Genomic DNA, 19,704 nt, shown 5'->3' with positions numbered 1-19,704 from the left:
ATCCTTATGATAACAAGTGTTTTTAAAAAATCTACACCATTAAATTTCTCTTTGGTCGTAATTTTAATACTGGTTTTCTTTTCTGTTTACCAAATTCAAGATGTGAGTTGGGTCAATTCGTCAATTTTGATAGTGGAAAAAGTGGGAATCTTGTTGGCTACCCTTTTTTCTGTTTTTGTAACGAACTTTATTTCAAAAAAAAACGGCCTTTCAAAGGACAGTAGTTTTGGCATACTATTTTATTTTCTATTTTTTTCATTTTTTCCCTCACTTTGGGATAATTTGAACCTCATTCTCGCCAATTTTTTTGTCCTTTTAGCATTACGAAGATTGATTTCATTACATTCTTTAAAAGCTTCCAAAGAAAAGATATTTGATGCCTCATTGTGGATATTTATTGCGGCCTTATTCCATTTTTGGTGTATCCTTTATATTGTTTTGGTTTTTATTGCCATTATATTTCATGTGGCGCGAGATTACCGAAATTGGTTTTTGCCTTTTATTGCTTTTTTTACAACAGCAACACTTTTTTTACTGTTTGCCATTGTATTCGATTTTGAGGCGCTAGATTATCTTAAAAACAATGCTTATACGTATTTTGAAATAGATTATTTCAATGATGTGTATCAAAATATAGCCTTTTCAATTTATGCCACTATTGCTTTGTTTTTTTTGGTGTCCATGTTGGCTACCTTACATACAAAACCAGTATTGACTCAAGCTTCTTACAAAGAGATTATAGCATCTTTTTTTATTGGAATAGCCGTTTTCATTATTTCGCCTTTTAAAAGTAATGATGTCTTACTTTTTACCATTGCTCCCCTCGCCATTATGGCTACCAATCACATTGAATTGCCACAAATAAAATTAAAACAAGAATTGGTTTTAGGGGTTTTTATTTTGTGTAGTTTCTTTGCTTTTTTCTCTCAACTATAATTTAGTCCCATAGGCTAAATCGCCGGCATCGCCAAGTCCAGGCACTATATATTTGTGTTCATTGAGTTTCTCGTCTATCGAAGCAATCCAAAGATGACAATTAGAAGGCAACTCTTGCTCAAGATAGGCGATTCCTTCAGGAGCAGCTATAACTACAGCAAGATGTATTTGAGTTGCGCCCCCTTTTTCCCTCAGTTGATTACAAACCGCTACGATTGATTGTCCCGTTGCAAGCATAGGGTCCACCAGTAACACAGTAGCATTCTCATAATTCCCTATAGCTTGATACTCCACTTTAATTTCAAACGCATCATCCTGATGGGGATGGTACCTATATGCCGAAATGAATCCGTTATCAGCCGCATCAAAATAATTCAAAAACCCCTGATGAAAAGGCAATCCTGCTCTTAAAATAGAACAAATTACAATGGGAGTACTGATGACTGCACTGGTTTTAACTCCTAAGGGTGTTTGAGTTTGCTGAGGCGTATAATCAAGTACTTTGCTTATTTCATAGGCCATAATTTCACCAATACGTTCAATATTTCTACGAAAACGCATGCGATCTTGTTGTATGGCGACATCCCTTATTTGACACAAAAAATGCATCAAAACGCTATTATTCTCGGATAAATGGTGAATTTGCATAAGGACTCAGTAGCTTAATGAATTATAATGATAAAATTTCATTCTAATTTTTTTATAAAAGTATAAAAAGTATCTTTGCGAGTATAAAATATACCGATATGTTTTCAAAATTAGCCTATTCTGTTTTCGAGCAAAGTATTAAAGATTATCACCAGTTTGATAATGTAGATCAACCCATCAACAATCCTTATCCAAAGGATAAATTTGAGCATTTGCTATATCTAAAAAACTGGATTGATACCGTACAATGGCATTATGAAGACATCATACGTGATCCAAATATTGACCCTGTAGCGGCTTTGACATTGAAAAGAAAAATTGATGCTTCTAATCAAGAACGTACAGATATGGTGGAATATATCGATAGTTATTTTCTTCAAAAATACAGTAAAGTAGTAGCTAAGGTTGATGCTAAAATCAACTCTGAAAGTCCAGCGTGGGCATTTGATCGTTTGTCTATTCTAGCGTTGAAAATATACCACATGCAAGAAGAAGCTACCCGTGAAGAAGCGTCACAAGAACACAGAGACAAGTGCCAAGAAAAACTAAATGTGCTTTTAGAACAACGCACTGATTTATCTACAGCGATTGACGATTTATTGACCGATATTGAAAACGGAAATAAGTTCATGAAAGTGTACAAACAAATGAAAATGTACAATGATGATGAATTGAATCCTGTTTTGTACCAAGGGAAGAAATAATTTTTTTGATAAAACTTTATTTATGATAACTATTGAAAAATTAAAAAAACTCAAAGAATCTGAGGATAAAGTTGAATTTAAAAAAGGTGAAGGAGGTAATATATCTTATGATGGAGGTTCAAAGCCAAAACCTAGTGATAGACGAAGATGTATTTTAGGCTATGTTACTGCCTTATGTAATGAAGGAGGCGGTTATTTAGTCATTGGGATGACGGATAACTATCCACACGAAGTAGTAGGGACTAAACAAAATTTGGGTTCTATAGGTGAATTAGAATCTAAAATATATACTGATATTGGAATTAGACCTTCTATATATGAATTATTTGAAGAAGAAAAAAGAGTATTGGTTATTGAAGTACCTAGTCGTCCAGCAGGAAAGGTTTTTAAGTTTGAAGACGTTGCATTAATGCGAGTTGGAGAAGAATTAAAACCGATGTCTGACGAATTCTATTTGAAAATTATTCAAGAACAAGAGCCTGATTTTTCTGAGCAAATTTGTGAAGGCCTGCTACTTTCAGATTTAGACGAAAGAGCAATAGTTATATTAAAAGAAAAGTATGCTTTAAAGCAGAATAACCCTCAATTTAAGTTATTGTCTGATAGTCAAATGCTCTCTGATTTGGGGCTATCTGTGGATGGAAAGTTGACCAATGCAGCTTTGATTCTTTTAGCCAAAAAGGAAATTCTTCAAGAGAAGCTTCCGCAAGCTAAAGTAATGTTAGAATATAGAAATCTTGAAAATCAAATTTCATTTGATAATAGAATTGAATTTGCAGAACCTTTTTTTATTATAATAGATGAACTTTGGAATACTATTAATTTAAGAAACGGAAGTTTTCCTATTCAGGATGGAGCTTTTATTTTTAATGTTCCTTTTTTTAATGAAGAAGTCATTAGAGAGTCCGTAAATAATGCAATTACTCATAGAGATTATAGAAGAACTTCAGAAATTGTAATCAAACAATTTCCTCAAAGATTAGATATTTTAAACGCTGGTGGTTTTCCAATAGGTGTTAATTTAGATAATCTATTAAAAACACCAAGTACTCCCAGAAACAGACTTTTAGCAGATGTTTTACAAAAGACAGGTATTGTAGAACGTTCTGGACAAGGTGTTGATAAGATATTTTACAATACACTCATAGAAGGAAAAGCAGAACCAGATTATTCTAAATCTGATAATTTTCAAGTAAATTTAAAATTATCAGCTGTAATTGAAGATAGAGCTTTTGCGCTATTTATAGTTGCAGTACAGGATGAGTTGCCAGAATCAGAAAAACTATCTGTTTTAGAGGTGATTACTTTAAATATGATAAAAAAAGGCATAACTAAAAATGATTTGGATGCCGAAATAGTTTCTAAACTTTTAGATAAAAAGCTTATTGAAAAAAGAGGAAAGACAAATGCTGTTTATTATATTCTGTCTAAAGATTATTATGAATTTACAGATGAAAAAGCTAAGTATTATAATCTACAAGAATTAGATGAAAGTCAAGTTTTTAATATTATTTTTCAATTTTTATTAAAAGAAGAAAAGGCAAAAATGAAAGATTTCGTAGGTCTTTTTGAAGATAAATTATCTCGAAAGCAAGTAAGGTCTAGAGTAGAAAAATTTGTTACTAATGAAAGTCTTGAACAACAAGGAGCTGTATATAGGATTAATGATGCTTATATAAAAAAGATGGAAGTGTATGCAGAGGCAATTTCCAAAACTATTTCTGATTTGGAAAACAATAATGGAATGGCCAAAAAAAGGCCAAAAAAAGGCTAATAAATTGTTGAAAACTAAAGATTTTTGTTAACAACTCACTTGTTAGCTCTTGGTTTTCAGTAAATTTAAATAAAATGAAATGGCCAAAAAATGGCCAAAAAAACACCACATATTACCACATTTTAAATAAAGTATTCAAATTATGGCATTCAAAAAATTGCCAAATAAAACACAACATATAGCCGTCATGAGACTATCCGCAATGGGAGATGTCGCCATGACGGTTCCTGTTTTACGGACTTTTGTAAAACAATATCCGCAGGTTAAAATCACAGTGGTCTCCAGACCTTTTTTTCAACCTTTTTTTGACGGAATCCCGAACGTCTCATTTTTTGCTTTTGATGAAAAAGAGAAACACAAAGGTTTTTTAGGATTGATTCGGTTGTTTAGCGAACTTAAAAAACTACATATTGATGCCTTTGCCGACTTGCATAATGTGTTGCGTTCTAAAGTGGTTCGAACATTATTTGCATTAAGCGGAAAAAAAGTAGCAGCGGTTGATAAAGGACGTGAAGGCAAGAAAGCGCTGACCAGAGCTGAAAATAAGATTTTTGAACCTGTACCCACCATGTTTGAAAATCATTGTACCGTTTTTGCTCAATTAGGTTTCTCAATTGATTTAAATCATCCTGAATTCCCTAAAAAAGCCGCTTTAAGTGAAGATTTAAAGGCAATGGTAGGAAATCCTGAAAAACTCATTGGAATCGCTCCATTTGCTCAATACGATGCTAAAGTCTATCCTCAAGACCTGATGCAAAAGGTGATTACAGAACTCTCTAAAAAACCAAATCATACAATTCTGCTTTTTGGTGGAGGGAAAAAAGAAATTGAAATTTTAGATGCGTTTGCTAATGGTAAATCAAATGTCATCAATATGGCGGGAAAAATCAAATTCAAACAGGAATTAGAACTCATCAGTAACTTGGATGTCATGCTTTCAATGGATTCAGGAAATGCCCATATTGCCGCCATGCTAGGTGTAAAAGTGGTTACGCTATGGGGAGCAACCCATCCGTATGCGGGATTTATGCCTTTTAACCAACCCTTATCAAATGCATTGACTGCTGATAGAAAACAATATCCCCAATTGCCTACCTCCGTTTACGGAAACAAAATCATTCCTGGTTATGATGAGGCGATGCGAACGATTTCAGTTTTGGATGTGGTAGCGAAAATAGAAGACAACTTAGAACCATAAAAAAAGCACGATAGAACTATTTTCTTCGTGCTTTTTATTTTATAAAACAAAGTAGGTTTGTCGCTCCATTTTGATGGATTCATTTTTAGCGGAAACCTCATCATGAATTTCAAATTCATTCCGATATTCATTCACCATTTGCATTAAATTTTTTTCAATTGCATTGGCAATGGTAGTCATGGGTGTATCTGTGGGTTTGTTTTCAAATGGGTCTTGCAAATGAATAGCCATTTTTTCGATTAAAAAAAAGGCCGCTGCAATGGTCATGATTAATGGAACAGCAAACCAACTCAATAAACTGATAAGACCAAATGGCAATAGCATAATAAACAAACACAATGTGAAATGAATATACATGCTGTAAGTCGTGGGGAAAACGGTATTTTTAATTCGCTCACATTTCCCCATCGCATCGCATAAACGGGTTAAAGTATTGTCAATTTCAACTTGTTGATAGGTGGTGATTCGCTTTTGGTTTCGTGCTCTATGGAGATCTTTGGCATGTAACACTAATAAGGCATTGGGGATGTGTTTGTGATTTTTTACAAAACGCAACTCCTCTTCTGTGAGCAAATGTTTTATTGGTTTGATGGCATCACCATTGCGTAGGGATTCACCTAAACTAAAACACCAAGCAATCTGTCTTTTGGCAAATTTCTCTTTGAAATCATTAGCCTCGATTGAAAAATCGGGATCTTTGTAAAAAGTAATTATTTGTCTTACTAAGGTTCTAGATTCGTTTACAATAGAACCCCAAATGATTCTTGCTTCCCACCAGCGGTCGTAGGCTTGATTAGATTTAAAAGCTAGTAATAGCGAAATAATAGTCCCAATAATAGCTGGCACCGCAATAGGAATTTCAACATTGACGTTAATAAAATAATGATGAAAAATTTCAAATAATACGGTATAAGAAAATACCAATGCCAACTCAAGCTTTATTTTTCCAAGAACATATTTCAATGGGATTTTTTTCTTTAATAACATACTATCAATTATTAAACTAGTTCTTCATAAAGAGATAAAACAGGAATTCCTAACTTTTCGTTGAAATCCTCTTTCTTACTGCGTCTGAATTTTATTTTTTGTCTTTTTCTCGTTTCAACAAGCATATCAATATTATATTTTGAGATGGCTTCTGTCAAATAAAAGGCAACTTCATTATAGTTTTCTTCAAAATTGGGTGATTTGCTTACAATTTCTAAAGGAAAATTTTCATTTAAAAACTGTTGAATATTTTCAATTGAAATTTGAGCATCACGATTTTCAATATAAAGCGCTTTATTAAAGTTACCTTCATTTTGTTCTAAACCTAAATGTAGAATAGGACATTTTTGATTGGTTGCTAACTGAAATAAATACTGATGAATTCTTTTGGTTTCCTGCTTATAAGAATGGGGAAAAATAATCAATTTTATGGCGTAAAAATCAATCAATCCTTTGAAGATTAACGATGATAAACCGCATTGGTTATGAACTTTAATTTTACAGTTTTTAGTATGCTCAACGATATAGCGACAAGTTTCTAGAACTTCTTCTTGATTTGAAGTTAGTCCTGTTCTCATTTCACGTAAAAAGTGGGAAGAAGAAAAAGTATCTGGCGTTTCAGTGGTCAACATTAAAATAATTTCGCTGCCATTTTGATGGGCTTGACCAATAGCTGATTTTACTGCTGCAATAGTATCAGATTCTAACGTAGTAGGAATTAAAAAGTTTTTCATAAGTATAATTTTTTAGTCTATACCTACAAATTAATCCTTCCATTATTAGAATGCGCTTAAGTTAAAATTAGAATTTCCTAAGAATCAAGATTAGAATTTTTAATGTTTGATTTTTTGAACAAAATAGTGACGATAGTTCCTTTATTTTGTTCGGATTGCACTTGAAGCTCTCCCTCGTGCATTCGGATAATTTTCATCGCCAAGGGAAGTCCTAATCCATAACCAATATATTTTGCCGCAACTTTACCTCTAAAAAAAGGTTCGTACAAATACGGAAAATCTTCTGGTGGTATGCCAATTCCAATATCGTTTATTGTAATTTTTATAACATCATTAGTCGCAGTAAGTACTACAAACACCTCATTATTATCCGAATACTTAACACCGTTTGTAATAATATTATTGATGGCTAATTCCAATAAGGGTTTGTTACAGGGAATCAAGAGTAAATTAGAATCGGTGGGAGCCAAATTAAGTTTGATACTCACACGATTTTCGGGATATATTTTATCAATATCGGACTTTACATCTAATAAAACTTCATCAATTCGAGCAATATCTTGTACTTGTTTTTTTCCATCATAGCCCGTTTGCGTAAGCTTTAATAGGCTTTCGGTTAAGTTTCCTAGTCGAGAAGCTTGATTGTAAATATTCTCTAAAGATTGAATGTATTCATCAGGTTGACGTTCTTTTAAGAGCATGATTTCTGCTTCGGCAATAATCGTTGTAATGGGCGTTTTTAATTCGTGCGAAGCATTATTAATAAAATTGGCTTGAATTTCGAATGAAGTTTCTAAACGGTCCAACATATCATTGAAAGTCGCAGTCAGGTCAGCTAACTCCGGCGAATTTTTAATCTCAGGCAATCGATTATGAAGATTAGAGGCACTGATGCGTTTTACTTCTTTGGTAATTCGTGCGACAGGATAAAAAACGCGTTGGGCTAAAATACGTCCAAATACAAAAGCTAATAACAAAAATCCAATACCACCAAAGACCATAATACGCACGATAAAAATTGTGGTGTTTTTACCCATGCGGTCTCTTGCCCCAACAATCACAATGTATTTTTGATTGTTTTCGGTAAAAATTTGGCCTAAATAATATTTATTATCGATTTCATACCAGTCTTTTCCAGATTGAAGAATATTAGAAAAAAATTCGTTAGGAACCTTAAGATTGATATTGTATTCAAAACTATTTTCACTATTTACCTTGAGTACGTATTCTTCCTCTTGGATTAATTCTTCGAGACCATTTTTTTTAAGATTGCTATAATATTTAATTTTTTCAGGATCATTTTGAAAATGAATCGAAGCTACAATTTTAGCTCTGTCTTCTAGTCTTTTTAAAAAATGATATTGGTTGTTTTGACGAAACATGATAAACACAAGCACACATAAAAGCAAAGTGCTTAATGTGGACAAACCTACATAAGTAAAAACAATTTTTTTTCTAATGTTCATCTTGTAGTTTAATAACGTATCCTAATCCTTTGATGGTGTGAATTAATTTTTGTTCAAAAGGTTTGTCAATTTTTTTTCTTAAATAATTGATATACACATCGACTACATTCGTGTTCATATCAAAATTAATATCCCAAACATTTTCTAAAATCTGTTCTCTGGAAACAATCATTTCTTTGTTGCGAGCCAGATAATACAATAATTTGAATTCTTTTGCTGTTAACACCACTGAAACTCCATCGCGTTCAACCGTCTTAGCTTTGGGATTTATAGATAAATCTCCAATGGTAACATTTTCTATTTTTTCATTTTGCTGATTAGCTCTCCTATAAATGGCTTGAATTCGGGCTTCAAGTTCACCAAACTTAAAAGGTTTGACTAAATAATCATCGGCACCTGCATTGAGCCCCGTAACAATATTTTCAGATGTTCCTAAGGCCGTTAAAAGCAAAATAGGCACATAATTTTTGGTAGAACGAACTCTTCTACAAATTTCGATTCCGTTGATATCTGGCAACATAATATCCAAAATAACAACATCAAAATTGTAATTAGCGATCATTTCCAAAGCCGTTTTACCATCCATAGAAACACTGACCTCATGATTGTTTTCTGATAGTCCTTTTCTTAGAATAGACAATAAATTAGGTTCGTCCTCGACAATGAGTAATTTCATAGTAATGATTGCATTATAAACAAAAATAGTGATTGCTTCAAATAATGGAAATGCTAAAAATTAAAATTATGATATAATTAAGAAGTGTTGTATTCATAAAAACAAAAAGCTCCGACTTTTTAATCGAAGCTTTTGTCTTTAACTAAACAAAATTTAGTTGCTATTTTAAGGTTTATTTAAGCGCTAAATCCTAATTTTTCTCGTACTCTATTCAATACTCCTGAAGCGACAATTCCCGCTTTATCAGCACCTTTTTTTAGTAAAGCATCGACTTCAGTAAGGTTGTCCATATAATAATTGTACCGTTCTCTTTCTGTTTTGAATTTTTCAACAATTAATTCAAACAAAGCTTGTTTAGCATGGCCATAACCGTAATTTCCACCTAGGTAATTCGCTCTCATGGCTTCGATTTGTTCGGTTGAAGCCAATAAAGAATAAATGGCAAAGGCATTACAAGTATCTGGATTTTTAGGTTCTTCAAGAGGTGTACTATCCGTTTCTATACTCATGATTTGCTTGCGTAACGCCTTATCATTGAGGAAAATATTGATAATATTATTAGCAGACTTACTCATTTTACCTCCATTTGTACCTGGAATCAACATGCTATTTTCTTGAATTTTAGCCTCCGGAAGTACAAAGGTTTCCCCCATTTGGTGATTGAAGCGAGAAGCTACATCGCGCGTGATTTCAAGATGTTGCAATTGGTCTTTACCCACTGGAACAACCTCTGCGTCATATAACAAAATATCAGCGGCCATCAGCATAGGATAAGTAAACAATCCTGCATTCACATCATCCAAACGGTCTGATTTGTCTTTAAAAGAATGCGCCAAAGTCAAACGTTGGTAAGGGAAGAAACAGCTCAAATACCAAGTCAATTCAGCGGTTTGTGGCACATCTGATTGTCTGTAAAAAGTCACTTTATCTGTATTTAATCCAAAAGCTAACCAAGCCGCTGCTGTACTATATGTATTGTTGCTTAAAGTTTCACCGTTTTTAATTTGAGTAATCGAATGTAAATCGGCAATAAAAAGAAACGATTCATTTTCGGGATTATTTGATAATTCAATTGCAGGGATAATTGCTCCTAATAAATTGCCTAAATGTGGAGTTCCGGTACTTTGAACACCCGTAAGTATTTTTGCCATTGTGTATTTTTCTTAATCGCAAAGTACGTAAAGTTTTTTGCAATAGTCAAGTTTTGTTTTTAATCGCAAAGGTCGAAAAGTGTTTTAAGTTTTTAAAAAAAGTAGAGGTATTTCTTTACTGCAACATACGCAATGTTTAAAAAATGTAGAAGTAAATCTTTACTTTATGAATTTTTCGGTTATACTAACATTAGGGTTAAATATTTTTTCTTTATAAACTTTACAGTTAAAAAAAGTATTTTTGAAACTATGAAAATCATTACATCTATTTTTTGGATTCTTTGGCGCATTTGGTTCTATGTCTTGATGGCAATACCCATCTTGATTCTTTTCCCATTTTTGGTTCTTTCTATTCTTTCTTACAAAAGCTATCCTTATTTTTTTAAGATGGCACGAATTTGGGCAAAATTTATCCTTTTTGGAATGGGATTTTATTATAAAATTGAAAAAGAGTCTCAATTAGACCCCAAAAAAAGTTATATGATTGTGGCCAATCATACCTCCATGACTGACATCATGTTGATGCTAGCAGTGGTTAAAAATCCTTTTGTTTTTGTGGGCAAACAGGAATTAGCCAAAATTCCTCTGTTTGGTTTTTTCTACAAACGTACTTGTATTTTGGTGGATAGAAATTGTTCCAAAAGCAAAAATGATGTTTTCAAAAAAGCTCAAAAAAGATTAAATATGGGACTAAGTGTGTGCATTTTTCCTGAAGGAGGCGTACCTGATGATGAATCCATAATATTAGATACTTTTAAAGACGGTGCGTTTCGATTAGCCATTGACCATCAAATCCCAATTGTACCCATTACTTTTGGTGATAATAAAAAACGTTTTTCCTATACTTTTTTCAGTGGCAGCCCAGGTTTAATGAGAGTAAAAATTCATTCTCCCATTGAAACGAAAGGAAAAACATCATTAGACCGAAAAAATCTTCGTGAAATGACTTATGGTATTATTTTAAACCAATTGCTTCACTTTAATTTTAAAAACGATAACTCACCCCTGAATACAACCCTAAAAAAACAGGTTTAAAATTGTTTGCATTTGATGAAAAAGTATTCCATTGGTATTTAACCGTTGGTTCAAAATGAAAATGGAGCGAAGGGACTAATTGGTACTTGAATCCAACGCCAAAATTAGAACTTAAATGCACCTTACTTAGATTATTGGCCTCCCCAAGTTCGACATTAGAATTAGAAGAAACCAATGAAATTTTATTTTCGTCCAAAAATAAAGTACTAAATCCTCCAATCAAACTGATACCAATTTTTTTGTCTAAAAGCGCATACGAAATCTCTAAAGGCATCTCATAATATCCCATTTTTTGGTTGATAGCACCATTTTCTGTTTTTTGAATGTTTTTTTCAACTGCTGATAAGGAATTAAAACTCTCCTGATTGGTTACTTCTACAGCTGAATTTGCCGAATTGTAATTTATACTTGCTATGCTATTAGAGGCCAATCCTGGAGTATAAACAACATCATTAGTATTATATCCCAAGACTACCTTATTTATTCCGGTTCGCAGCATTATTTTTGAGTTTACAGCATAGCGTACTCCTAATCCATAACTTAAACTACTTTCTCCACTTTTCTCATTGTTCGAAAATTGATTGTCAATTGCTGAACCTCCCGAATTAGCTTGAAGATACACCGGAGCCACATTAGGAGTGATTTGCCATTTGCCTTTATTATTTGAGGCCAAATCATTTCTTTTTTGTGTTTTTTCGTTTAAAATTTCTTCCAATGGATTTGTTTCTTCGGGAGATTTAACAACATCATTCAAATTAGTAGTCGCAATATCATTTTGTGTTTTATTATTATTTTCTATACCTTTTTCTGTTGTGGGTTCTAGTGTTTCAAAAGGGTTGTTTTTCAACGGAACTTCTTGTTTTATAGCCGTTATCTGTGTTGGTGTACTCAAAGATGGAGACGTATTTTTATAATTCGAGTTTCCATTGGTATGGGTACTTGTTATGGCAACTGTTTCAACAGTTGAAACAGTTGTTTTTTGCGTTTTATTTGCTGTATTTTTTTCGGTAAGAGTATGTGGAAGGGCTTTATTTTTCAAATTATTTTGCTCAGGAATACTGCGTATTTTTTCAGGAATCTCTTGAATTACTACTGGATTATCAACAGGTAATATAGTTTGATTTTTATATGTATTAAAAATAAAAAAACCTACTACAACTAATGCGGCCACGCCAGAATACATCCACCAAAAAGGGATAATACGTTTTTTTCTCTTATCCTTATGGAGTTCTGAAGCAATGTTTTGCCAAACTTGCTCATCAGGGCTTGCTTCAAAATCTTTCAACTGTTCTTGAAACAATCGGTCTATATTTTTTCTCTCTTTCATTGTGCCGATGATTCTAGAGGATTATTTTTTCTGTTTTCAATTTTTTCTTTTAATAAGAGTCTAGCGCGATGTAAATTAGATTTACTTGTTCCTGTTGAGATTCCAAGCATTTCGCTAATTTCTTGATGAGAATACCCATCTAATACATAGAGACTGAAAACCATGCGGTATTGATGTGGAAGTTCTTGAATAATTTCCATCAGATAGTCTATCGAAAAGTTTTCTTCTTCCCATTCTACTTCGATTTCGACCTCGGGTATGGATTCGTTTAAAACTTCAAGAATATGAATGCCTTTGTATTTTTGGAGTGCATTATTAATCATAATCCGTTTGCACCAACCTTCAAAAGAGCCTTTTCCTGAATATTGATCTATTTTCCGAAAAATAATCAAAAATCCGTCTTGTAAATTATCTTGGGCATCAGCATAGCTACTAGAATATTTCAAACAAACCCCAAAGAGCTTTTTCACGAACAATTTATATAATTGTTCCTGTGCTTTGGGGTTATTTTTTTTACATTCTTTTATAAGCTCTTCTACTACCACTGAAAACGGGAATGAATTATTCTGCTACTTGAATTTCTACTTCCTCAAAAATATTTTCACCATCGGTATCTTTTCCCTTGTAAAATTTAAAGATATACGAGCCCGTATTAGTAACTAAAAAATTAAAAGATGTTTCTGAAAGTGCTGGCACCTCAGCCGTACATACTTCATTGTCTTTTACAGCAGTTTGAATAGCAACGGTTCTAGTATTTAATTCTTTGCTGTAATAAATGCCTTGGAACAAATGACATCCAGTAGGTTTTTGATACTTTAATTTTATTTCATACGTTTCGCCTAATGTAAATGTTTCTGGAAGTTCATAACTTTCAACAGGTAATATGCTATAAGTATAAGTATCATTATTATCATCAAGAGTACAGCCCGTAAAAGCTATCATAGCGACTAAAAGGAATAAAATCTTTTTCATTTTTTCAATATTTTAAGGTTAATAATAATTGTCTTTTCTTAAGATGAAAAGAATTGAAAAAGGTTGCGTCTTTTTTCAAAAAAAATGCTGTTGGTAGAGATTTCATAAAGAAAACCTCAGTTAAAGATAAAAAAAAATGCTCGAATTTGTCACTCGAGCATTTAGTACTTTATTAAAAATTACAATTAGTTATCGCCTATCTCTTTGATTTTAGCTTTAATTTTTTCTTCTAATTCTTCCGCTAATTCTGGATTGTCTTTGATTAAGGATTTCACCGCATCACGTCCTTGACCTAATTTAGTATCACCATAGCTAAACCAAGAACCTGATTTTTTAACGATTTCAAATTCTACTGCTAAATCCAAAATTTCACCAGTTTTAGAAACTCCTTCTCCATACATGATGTCAAATTCTGCGGTTTTAAATGGTGGTGCAACTTTATTTTTAACAATTTTTACTTTGGTTCTGTTCCCCAGAACATTTTCTCCATCTTTAATTTGAGTGGAACGACGTATATCTAAACGTACCGATGCGTAGAATTTCAAGGCATTACCACCCGTGGTAGTTTCAGGGTTTCCAAACATTACCCCTATTTTCTCTCTTAACTGGTTGATAAAAAATACGGTACAATTCGTTTTACTGATAGTTCCTGTAAGTTTTCTTAAGGCTTGTGACATCAAACGAGCGTGTAATCCCATTTTAGAATCTCCCATTTCACCTTCAATCTCACTCTTAGGTGTCAAAGCAGCAACCGAGTCAATAACTACAATATCAATAGCACCTGAGCGAATCAAGTTTTCAGCAATTTCCAAAGCTTGTTCTCCATTATCAGGTTGGGAAATAATTAAATTTTCGATATCAACACCTAATTTTTCTGCATAATTTCTATCAAAAGCATGTTCAGCATCAATAAAAGCGGCAATACCACCTGCTTTTTGAGCCTCGGCAATGGCATGCAAAGTAAGGGTTGTTTTACCCGAAGATTCAGGACCAAATATTTCAATAATACGTCCCTTAGGATATCCACCTACTCCAAGTGCTAAATCCACTCCTAATGAACCTGACGAAATAGACTCTACTTCTACAATAGCCTTATCGCCCATTTTCATCACTGTCCCTTTACCGTAGGTTTTGTCTAATTTGTCTAGCGTTAATTGTAACGCTTTTAATTTGGCTTCTTTCTCTGAACTCATCGTCTCTTTATTCTATATTAATTATCTATTCTTTTTTACTTAATAAATTGATTACAAAGACTTTTATATTATCAATTTAGCTTATTATTATTTAAAAAGCTCCGTAAAAATACTTCTTTTTTTTGTCTAAAAATTTAAGTTTCAAAAATATTTTTTCTTTTTCTGTGAGCATTTCACCTGCCACTTTTGCTTTGAGACTGTTAGCATCATTGAACTTAGCTCATATTAGCTTTAATAATGCTCGTGCTGAAAGTTTCAAGTATTAAAATAAGAGATATTGCTTTTAGATATCCATTTTATAAAAATTAGCATAGAAGCATTATTGCGAATTTGAAAGGTTTTGAGCGTATAAGACATCGCTTTTTAATAAATTTTTAACTTCACCACTTATAAATAATTGCCCTATAGTGAGTTTGTATTAAGGAATTCTATTTACCTTTGTAGCTAGATTTATTACAAATAGGCTTCGGCATAAATTATTCAATCATGGGAAGATTTGGAGTTACAGAAATCCTAGTTATATTAGCAGTGGTTTTATTACTTTTTGGAGGTAAAAAAATTCCAGAATTAATGAAAGGCTTAGGAAGCGGTCTTAAAGAATTTAAAAACGCTGCCAAAGACGATGCTGCTACTGATAAAAAAGAAGACAAAGAAGAAACTAAATAAGAAATATCGTTTCTTATTTGAATCCCAAACTCTAATAATGTATTAGAATTTGGGGTTTTTTTAAGTAATTTTTTAAAATTAGTTGACTAATTCTCATTTTTTATCTTTTTAAATATTGCTTTAATAAAAGCATAGTATTGATCTTTTTCAGTAAACATATCTACAAATTCTTCTAAAACCTCATCTTGATTTTTATCCAAAATTAAATCGAGAATATTCATTATTTTAAATAATTCAATTGTTCTATACTCAACTAAATCATCCCTATTTAAGCCTAGTTCTTTTATGGTAGTTACAGCTCTGTTATTTTTTGGAAAAATTAAAAAAGTCTTCGTTGTATTATCAAACTCAAATTTTAAAAAATCTTCAGGATTTTCATCTACTGGATTGATGAAAGGTCCTCCTTCCTGTGCTAAAGGAAACTTATCCCCCTTATTCGCTTTTCCATTACATATTGAGCAAGAAAGTAAAAAATTATTCCATTCAAAACATAAATCAGGATATTTAGATTTAGGTTTAAAATGCTCTATTTGACCATAATCTACATGAGTTATATGGCTTTCGCAAAAAGCACATTTCTTTTTAAACATTTGCTTCAAAGAAGTTTTAACTTCAAGATGATTATAGCGTTTTTCTATGTTTTGAAATGTTTTTTTATTCTCAGGAGTATTTGAGTTATCATATATTGCTTTAGCATTCAAATATTCAACAGTCCAGTTTTTAGCATTTTGAACTAAAACCTCTGGTTTTTGGATTCTTGCAACCTGTATCATTTTAAATATTTTTCAGCAAACTTGGATAATTTATCATCCAAATCAGATTTTGTCTTTGGATACGCTTTTTCAATATTTGGAGCAAGCTCATCTATTTTTTCTTTGTCTTTTTTAGTAAGGTTTGACTTCCCTTTCAAAATCATGTACTCGTCTAACATTTCTTGAGTAATTTTAGATCTTGGACTTTCAACTTCAAATAAATCCGAAGTTAAAATTTGGTCAACTCTCCATCCTTTCACTTCATCTGGATCATTGTCAATAACAACTTTATCCCCTTCTTTTCTACAAACCACAATATTGGCTTTCTTATCTAAAGCCGCTTGAACAATTAAAGGACTGTGTGAAGTAGCGATAAACTGTGCTTTAGGAAAATGGTGAGATAATTTATCAATTACCGTTCGTTGCCATTTAGGGTGCAAATGCAAATCAATTTCATCAATCAAAATAATTGCAGGTTCTTCTAATGGATTGAGGCTATTTGGATATTGTTCCATCATTTTAGAAGCAATATCAACTAGTAATGCCGTTAGTGTTTGATAGCCAAAACTTAAATCTCGCAAGTTTATCCATTCATTTTCGTTTATTTTAACTTCTAAAGATGATTTGTCGTTTACGGTTTTAATTTCTTTAATTCCTAAATCTAAAACATCTGGAAGAAAATCGATAAGAACTTTTCTTATCAATGACAATTGTTGTTCTAATTTTATTTTTATACCATTATCAGCAGTAGAATAAGCTAAGAATTTTTGAAGATACCATTCTTCGGCATTTAGAAGTTCTAAAGATTCATCAAAAAGAGATGTGTTTTTATTTTTATTTTCACCTAATTTAGAAAGGTTTGTGTTTTTACTCATTCTTCGAGACGCACCATAAGAAATCAAAAATGAGTTTGTGTTTTTATAACCAAATATTTCAGCGTTTCCGTGATTTAATTGTATAGATAAATATGCTTTTGAATCATTCTTATTTATGAATAGCTTTGCTTTTGAATCATCAAGCATTGAATTTTTTAAAATATATTCAAAAGCAAATATTGGGTTGGAAAATAATTGGTTTTCGTGTGTAGATTCCACTGGCTGCATTCTATCTAAAACTCTCAACAAAGTAGTTTTCCCAGTCCCATTATCACCCAAAATAATTGTCCATGGAGAATAATTTCCTTGTTCGTCTGATAAATCTAAAGTCTGATTATCCTTAAAACAGTTAATACCTTCTAATTCTAATGAATAGAAATAAGAATGCTCTTTATTTTCCTGTTCCACTACTTTTTTATTTTCCATTTTATTTTCAATTATTAACAAAAATACGAAGATTTTCGTTTACAAAACCATCGTCAACTGAATACGTTTTCTGTCCTCATCCACCTCGGTGACTTTTACCTGTACTTGTTGGTGTAACTTCACCACTTCGTTTACGTCGCTTACAAAGCCTTCTTTGAGTTGAGAGATGTGAACCAAACCACTTTCTTTAACTCCAATATCGACAAAACAACCAAAATTGGTAATGTTATTGACAATCCCAGGTAAAATCATCCCTGATTTAAGGTCTTTGATGGTTTTAACATTCGGGTCAAATTCAAAAATCTTTGCGGCTTTTCGAGGGTCTAATCCTGGTTTTTCAAGCTCTTTGATGATATCTTTAATTCCTAAAATTCCTATAGTTTCATTGGTGTAATTTTCGGCTTTTAGTAAGGCTGTTTTTTCTTTGTTGCCAATCAAATCAACAACCGAAATTTTTAAATCTTTGGCCATTTTTTCGACAATTCCATAGGCTTCGGGATGTACAGCCGAATTGTCCAAGGGATTTTTTCCTTCTTTTACCCGAATAAAAGCTGCCCCTTGTTGAAAGGCTTTTTCTCCCAAACGTGGAACTTTTTTCAGTTGTTTTCGATCTTCGAAAGGGCCATTTTCAGAACGATACGTCACAATGTTTTCCGCTAGCTTCTCTCCTATTCCACTTACATAACTCAACAAATGCTTGCTGGCCGTGTTGATGTTTATCCCAACGGAATTCACACAACGAATCACTGTTGAATCCAATTCTTCTTTCAACTTGGTTTGGTCCACATCGTGTTGGTATTGGCCTACGCCAATAGCTTTGGGGTCAATTTTTACCAATTCGGCTAAAGGGTCCGAAAGTCGTCTACCAATCGAAACCGAACCGCGAACCGTTACATCATAATTAGGAAACTCTTCTCTTGCAATCTTTGAAGCAGAATAAACCGAAGCCCCTGCTTCTGAAACAATAAAAACCTGAACTGGTCTGTCAAAGGCTATTTTTTTGATGAAAAATTCGGTTTCTCTCGAGGCTGTTCCGTTTCCAATAGAAATAGCATCAATGTTATAAGCATTGACCATCGATTTGATTTTTTTCATCGCCATGGCCGTTTCATTTTGTGGCACGTGTGGGTAAATGGTTTCGTTATAAAGTAAATCCCCTTTTTCGTCCAAACAAACGATTTTACAACCACTTCTAAAACCAGGGTCAATGGCCAAAATTCGTTTTTCACCCAAAGGTGGCGCCAACAACAACTGACTTAAATTAGACGCAAAAACCTGAATCGAATTGGCATCCGCCTTCGCCTTAGCTTCTTGTAAGGTTTCATTCGAAATAGCGGGTTGCAACAAGCGTTTGTAACTGTCTTCAATGGCTAGTTGAACATGAGGAGTCGTAGCATTTTGACCTTTCAACACCAATTCGTCAATCATATCATAAGCCTCATCTAAATCTACTTCGACTTTAAACTTGATAAAACCTTCATTTTCGGCACGCAACATCGCTAATAATCGATGCGCAGGAGCTTTACTAACAGGCTCAGACCAATCAAAATACTGACTGAATTTTTGGGCGCCTTCTTCCTCTTTTTTTGATTTCACTACTTTGGTCGTTATCGTAGCTTTTCGTTGGTATAAACGACGCAATTGTTTACGAACAAAGAGGTTTTCGTTAATCCATTCGGCTATAATGTCTCTTGCGCCTTGCAAGGCTTCGTCCTCATTTTTGACATTTTCATTAAGATATTTAGTAGCCAAAAAATCAACATCATCATTGTTTTGTGCCATGATGATTTTAGCCAAGGGTTCTAAACCATTTTCACGAGCGACATCAGCCTTGGTTTTTTTCTTCTTTTTATATGGTAAATAAAAATCCTCAATTTCCTGTAAATCGAAACTTTGCTGAATTTTTTTATCCAATTCGGGCGTTAAAGCCTTTTGTTCGTCGATTGATTTTAGAATGGCTTCTTTACGTTTTACAATCGCTTCGTACTCTTTTTGAAATTTGGCAATTAGTTCAATTTGGGTTTCATCCAAGTTTCCTGTGGTATCTTTTCGATAACGAGAAATAAACGGAATGGTACAATCTTCTTGTAAAAGTTCGACTGTTTTTTGAATGTTTATGGCAGCTGTTGGAACAGACTTGGCGATGAATTGTATGTTTGTCATTGATTTATTATAATTTTTTAA

General features: G+C 32.9%; 19 protein-coding genes. 6 read left to right on the top strand and 13 right to left on the bottom strand.

Annotated elements, in window-relative coordinates; all coding sequences use genetic code 11:
- Positions 1 to 6: 6 nt before the first annotated feature.
- The gene (locus K5R64_RS04120) at positions 7 to 936 is read left to right on the top strand and encodes a DUF6427 family protein (protein WP_220761177.1); all 930 of its coding nucleotides are present in this window, start codon (positions 7 to 9) and stop codon (positions 934 to 936) included.
- On the opposite strand, the gene upp is transcribed toward K5R64_RS04120, so the two are convergent.
- Positions 931 to 1,584: a uracil phosphoribosyltransferase gene (upp, locus tag K5R64_RS04115; protein ID WP_220761175.1), complete on the bottom strand. Its 654-nt coding sequence runs from the start codon at positions 1,582 to 1,584 to the stop codon at positions 931 to 933. The genes K5R64_RS04120 and upp overlap by 6 nt on opposite strands.
- Before the next feature lie 98 nt (positions 1,585 to 1,682).
- Here upp and K5R64_RS04110 point away from each other — a divergent pair, with 98 nt between their 5' ends.
- The 3 genes from K5R64_RS04110 to K5R64_RS04100 all read left to right on the top strand — a co-directional run bounded on the left by K5R64_RS04110 (position 1,683) and on the right by K5R64_RS04100 (position 5,260).
- Positions 1,683 to 2,288, top strand: a complete 606-nt coding sequence (locus K5R64_RS04110) for a DUF4254 domain-containing protein (RefSeq protein WP_220761173.1) — start codon at positions 1,683 to 1,685, stop codon at positions 2,286 to 2,288.
- Positions 2,289 to 2,310: 22 nt separating this feature from the next.
- Positions 2,311 to 4,062, top strand: coding sequence for an ATP-binding protein (locus K5R64_RS04105; RefSeq protein WP_220761171.1), 1,752 nt, complete (start codon positions 2,311 to 2,313; stop codon positions 4,060 to 4,062).
- Between the two features lie 187 nt (positions 4,063 to 4,249).
- Positions 4,250 to 5,260, top strand: a complete 1,011-nt coding sequence (locus K5R64_RS04100; protein WP_220761273.1) for a glycosyltransferase family 9 protein — start codon at positions 4,250 to 4,252, stop codon at positions 5,258 to 5,260.
- Between the two features lie 39 nt (positions 5,261 to 5,299).
- Here K5R64_RS04100 and K5R64_RS04095 read toward each other — a convergent pair whose 3' ends face one another.
- From K5R64_RS04095 to trpS, 5 genes are all read right to left on the bottom strand, one after another.
- The gene (locus tag K5R64_RS04095; protein WP_220761169.1) at positions 5,300 to 6,247 is read right to left on the bottom strand and encodes a bestrophin family protein; all 948 of its coding nucleotides are present in this window, start codon (positions 6,245 to 6,247) and stop codon (positions 5,300 to 5,302) included.
- 11 nt (positions 6,248 to 6,258) lie between these two features.
- The gene (locus tag K5R64_RS04090) at positions 6,259 to 6,981 is read right to left on the bottom strand and encodes a hypothetical protein (protein WP_220761167.1); all 723 of its coding nucleotides are present in this window, start codon (positions 6,979 to 6,981) and stop codon (positions 6,259 to 6,261) included.
- A 77-nt stretch (positions 6,982 to 7,058) separates the two neighbouring features.
- A complete protein-coding gene (locus K5R64_RS04085; RefSeq protein ID WP_220761164.1) occupies positions 7,059 to 8,447 on the bottom strand; it encodes a HAMP domain-containing sensor histidine kinase in 1,389 nt (462 codons plus the stop codon).
- Complete coding sequence (locus K5R64_RS04080; RefSeq protein ID WP_220761162.1) at positions 8,437 to 9,123, bottom strand: response regulator transcription factor; 687 nt, start codon at positions 9,121 to 9,123, stop codon at positions 8,437 to 8,439. The genes K5R64_RS04085 and K5R64_RS04080 overlap by 11 nt, the downstream gene beginning before the upstream one ends.
- 176 nt (positions 9,124 to 9,299) lie before the next feature.
- Positions 9,300 to 10,274: a tryptophan--tRNA ligase gene (trpS, locus tag K5R64_RS04075; protein WP_220761159.1), complete on the bottom strand. Its 975-nt coding sequence runs from the start codon at positions 10,272 to 10,274 to the stop codon at positions 9,300 to 9,302.
- A 249-nt stretch (positions 10,275 to 10,523) separates the two neighbouring features.
- Between trpS and K5R64_RS04070 the strand changes: the two genes are divergently transcribed.
- Positions 10,524 to 11,309, top strand: a complete 786-nt coding sequence (locus K5R64_RS04070; protein WP_220761157.1) for a 1-acyl-sn-glycerol-3-phosphate acyltransferase — start codon at positions 10,524 to 10,526, stop codon at positions 11,307 to 11,309.
- On the opposite strand, the gene K5R64_RS04065 is transcribed toward K5R64_RS04070, so the two are convergent.
- The 4 genes from K5R64_RS04065 to recA all read right to left on the bottom strand — a co-directional run bounded on the left by K5R64_RS04065 (position 11,260) and on the right by recA (position 14,801).
- Entirely contained in the window at positions 11,260 to 12,636 is a 1,377-nt protein-coding gene (locus K5R64_RS04065; protein WP_220761155.1) for a hypothetical protein, read from the bottom strand. The genes K5R64_RS04070 and K5R64_RS04065 overlap by 50 nt on opposite strands.
- Positions 12,633 to 13,181 carry an RNA polymerase sigma factor gene (locus K5R64_RS04060; RefSeq protein ID WP_220761153.1) on the bottom strand — a complete coding sequence of 183 codons (549 nt, stop codon included), beginning with the start codon at positions 13,179 to 13,181 and terminating at the stop codon, positions 12,633 to 12,635. Before K5R64_RS04060 ends, K5R64_RS04065 begins: the two co-directional genes overlap by 4 nt.
- A 16-nt stretch (positions 13,182 to 13,197) precedes the next feature.
- On the bottom strand, positions 13,198 to 13,608 hold the full coding sequence (locus tag K5R64_RS04055; protein WP_220761151.1) for a membrane lipoprotein lipid attachment site-containing protein: 411 nt from the start codon (positions 13,606 to 13,608) through the stop codon (positions 13,198 to 13,200).
- Positions 13,609 to 13,793: 185 nt separating this feature from the next.
- Complete coding sequence (gene recA / locus K5R64_RS04050) at positions 13,794 to 14,801, bottom strand: recombinase RecA (protein WP_220761149.1); 1,008 nt, start codon at positions 14,799 to 14,801, stop codon at positions 13,794 to 13,796.
- A gap of 486 nt (positions 14,802 to 15,287) precedes the next feature.
- Between recA and tatA the strand changes: the two genes are divergently transcribed.
- Positions 15,288 to 15,467 carry a twin-arginine translocase TatA/TatE family subunit gene (tatA, locus tag K5R64_RS04045; RefSeq protein WP_220761147.1) on the top strand — a complete coding sequence of 60 codons (180 nt, stop codon included), beginning with the start codon at positions 15,288 to 15,290 and terminating at the stop codon, positions 15,465 to 15,467.
- An 86-nt stretch (positions 15,468 to 15,553) separates the two neighbouring features.
- Here tatA and K5R64_RS04040 read toward each other — a convergent pair whose 3' ends face one another.
- From K5R64_RS04040 to K5R64_RS04030, 3 genes are read right to left on the bottom strand one after another with little or no spacing between them, the layout of a single operon-like run.
- Positions 15,554 to 16,240, bottom strand: a complete 687-nt coding sequence (locus K5R64_RS04040; protein WP_220761145.1) for a retron system putative HNH endonuclease — start codon at positions 16,238 to 16,240, stop codon at positions 15,554 to 15,556.
- Positions 16,237 to 17,520 carry an AAA family ATPase gene (locus tag K5R64_RS04035; protein ID WP_220761143.1) on the bottom strand — a complete coding sequence of 428 codons (1,284 nt, stop codon included), beginning with the start codon at positions 17,518 to 17,520 and terminating at the stop codon, positions 16,237 to 16,239. The genes K5R64_RS04040 and K5R64_RS04035 overlap by 4 nt, the downstream gene beginning before the upstream one ends.
- Positions 17,521 to 17,559: 39 nt before the next feature.
- Entirely contained in the window at positions 17,560 to 19,683 is a 2,124-nt protein-coding gene (locus K5R64_RS04030) for a Tex family protein (protein WP_220761141.1), read from the bottom strand.
- Between the last annotated feature and the right edge of the window lie 21 nt (positions 19,684 to 19,704).

Origin of the sequence: Flavobacterium sp. UMI-01 (assembly GCF_019656315.1) — a bacterium.
Taxonomy (GTDB): domain Bacteria; phylum Bacteroidota; class Bacteroidia; order Flavobacteriales; family Flavobacteriaceae; genus Flavobacterium.
Note: the sequence above shows the minus strand (reverse complement) of the source record. Positions and strands in the feature narration are given on the sequence as shown.

What these genes read in the sequence shown, in the direction of transcription:
- K5R64_RS04100 (WP_220761273.1), top strand. Translation starts at nt 4,250, where the DNA reads ATGAGACTATCCGCAATGGGAGATGTCGCCATGACGGTTCCTGTTTTA.
- K5R64_RS04040 (WP_220761145.1), bottom strand. Translation starts at nt 16,240, where the DNA reads ATGATACAGGTTGCAAGAATCCAAAAACCAGAGGTTTTAGTTCAAAAT.
- K5R64_RS04065 (WP_220761155.1), bottom strand. Translation starts at nt 12,636, where the DNA reads ATGAAAGAGAGAAAAAATATAGACCGATTGTTTCAAGAACAGTTGAAA.
- K5R64_RS04080 (WP_220761162.1), bottom strand. Translation starts at nt 9,123, where the DNA reads ATGAAATTACTCATTGTCGAGGACGAACCTAATTTATTGTCTATTCTA.
- K5R64_RS04090 (WP_220761167.1), bottom strand. Translation starts at nt 6,981, where the DNA reads ATGAAAAACTTTTTAATTCCTACTACGTTAGAATCTGATACTATTGCA.
- upp (WP_220761175.1), bottom strand. Translation starts at nt 1,584, where the DNA reads ATGCAAATTCACCATTTATCCGAGAATAATAGCGTTTTGATGCATTTT.
- K5R64_RS04030 (WP_220761141.1), bottom strand. Translation starts at nt 19,683, where the DNA reads ATGACAAACATACAATTCATCGCCAAGTCTGTTCCAACAGCTGCCATA.
- tatA (WP_220761147.1), top strand. Translation starts at nt 15,288, where the DNA reads ATGGGAAGATTTGGAGTTACAGAAATCCTAGTTATATTAGCAGTGGTT.
- K5R64_RS04035 (WP_220761143.1), bottom strand. Translation starts at nt 17,520, where the DNA reads ATGGAAAATAAAAAAGTAGTGGAACAGGAAAATAAAGAGCATTCTTAT.
- K5R64_RS04110 (WP_220761173.1), top strand. Translation starts at nt 1,683, where the DNA reads ATGTTTTCAAAATTAGCCTATTCTGTTTTCGAGCAAAGTATTAAAGAT.
- K5R64_RS04055 (WP_220761151.1), bottom strand. Translation starts at nt 13,608, where the DNA reads ATGAAAAAGATTTTATTCCTTTTAGTCGCTATGATAGCTTTTACGGGC.
- K5R64_RS04120 (WP_220761177.1), top strand. Translation starts at nt 7, where the DNA reads ATGATAACAAGTGTTTTTAAAAAATCTACACCATTAAATTTCTCTTTG.
- K5R64_RS04070 (WP_220761157.1), top strand. Translation starts at nt 10,524, where the DNA reads ATGAAAATCATTACATCTATTTTTTGGATTCTTTGGCGCATTTGGTTC.
- recA (WP_220761149.1), bottom strand. Translation starts at nt 14,801, where the DNA reads ATGAGTTCAGAGAAAGAAGCCAAATTAAAAGCGTTACAATTAACGCTA.
- trpS (WP_220761159.1), bottom strand. Translation starts at nt 10,274, where the DNA reads ATGGCAAAAATACTTACGGGTGTTCAAAGTACCGGAACTCCACATTTA.
- K5R64_RS04095 (WP_220761169.1), bottom strand. Translation starts at nt 6,247, where the DNA reads ATGTTATTAAAGAAAAAAATCCCATTGAAATATGTTCTTGGAAAAATA.
- K5R64_RS04085 (WP_220761164.1), bottom strand. Translation starts at nt 8,447, where the DNA reads ATGAACATTAGAAAAAAAATTGTTTTTACTTATGTAGGTTTGTCCACA.
- K5R64_RS04105 (WP_220761171.1), top strand. Translation starts at nt 2,311, where the DNA reads ATGATAACTATTGAAAAATTAAAAAAACTCAAAGAATCTGAGGATAAA.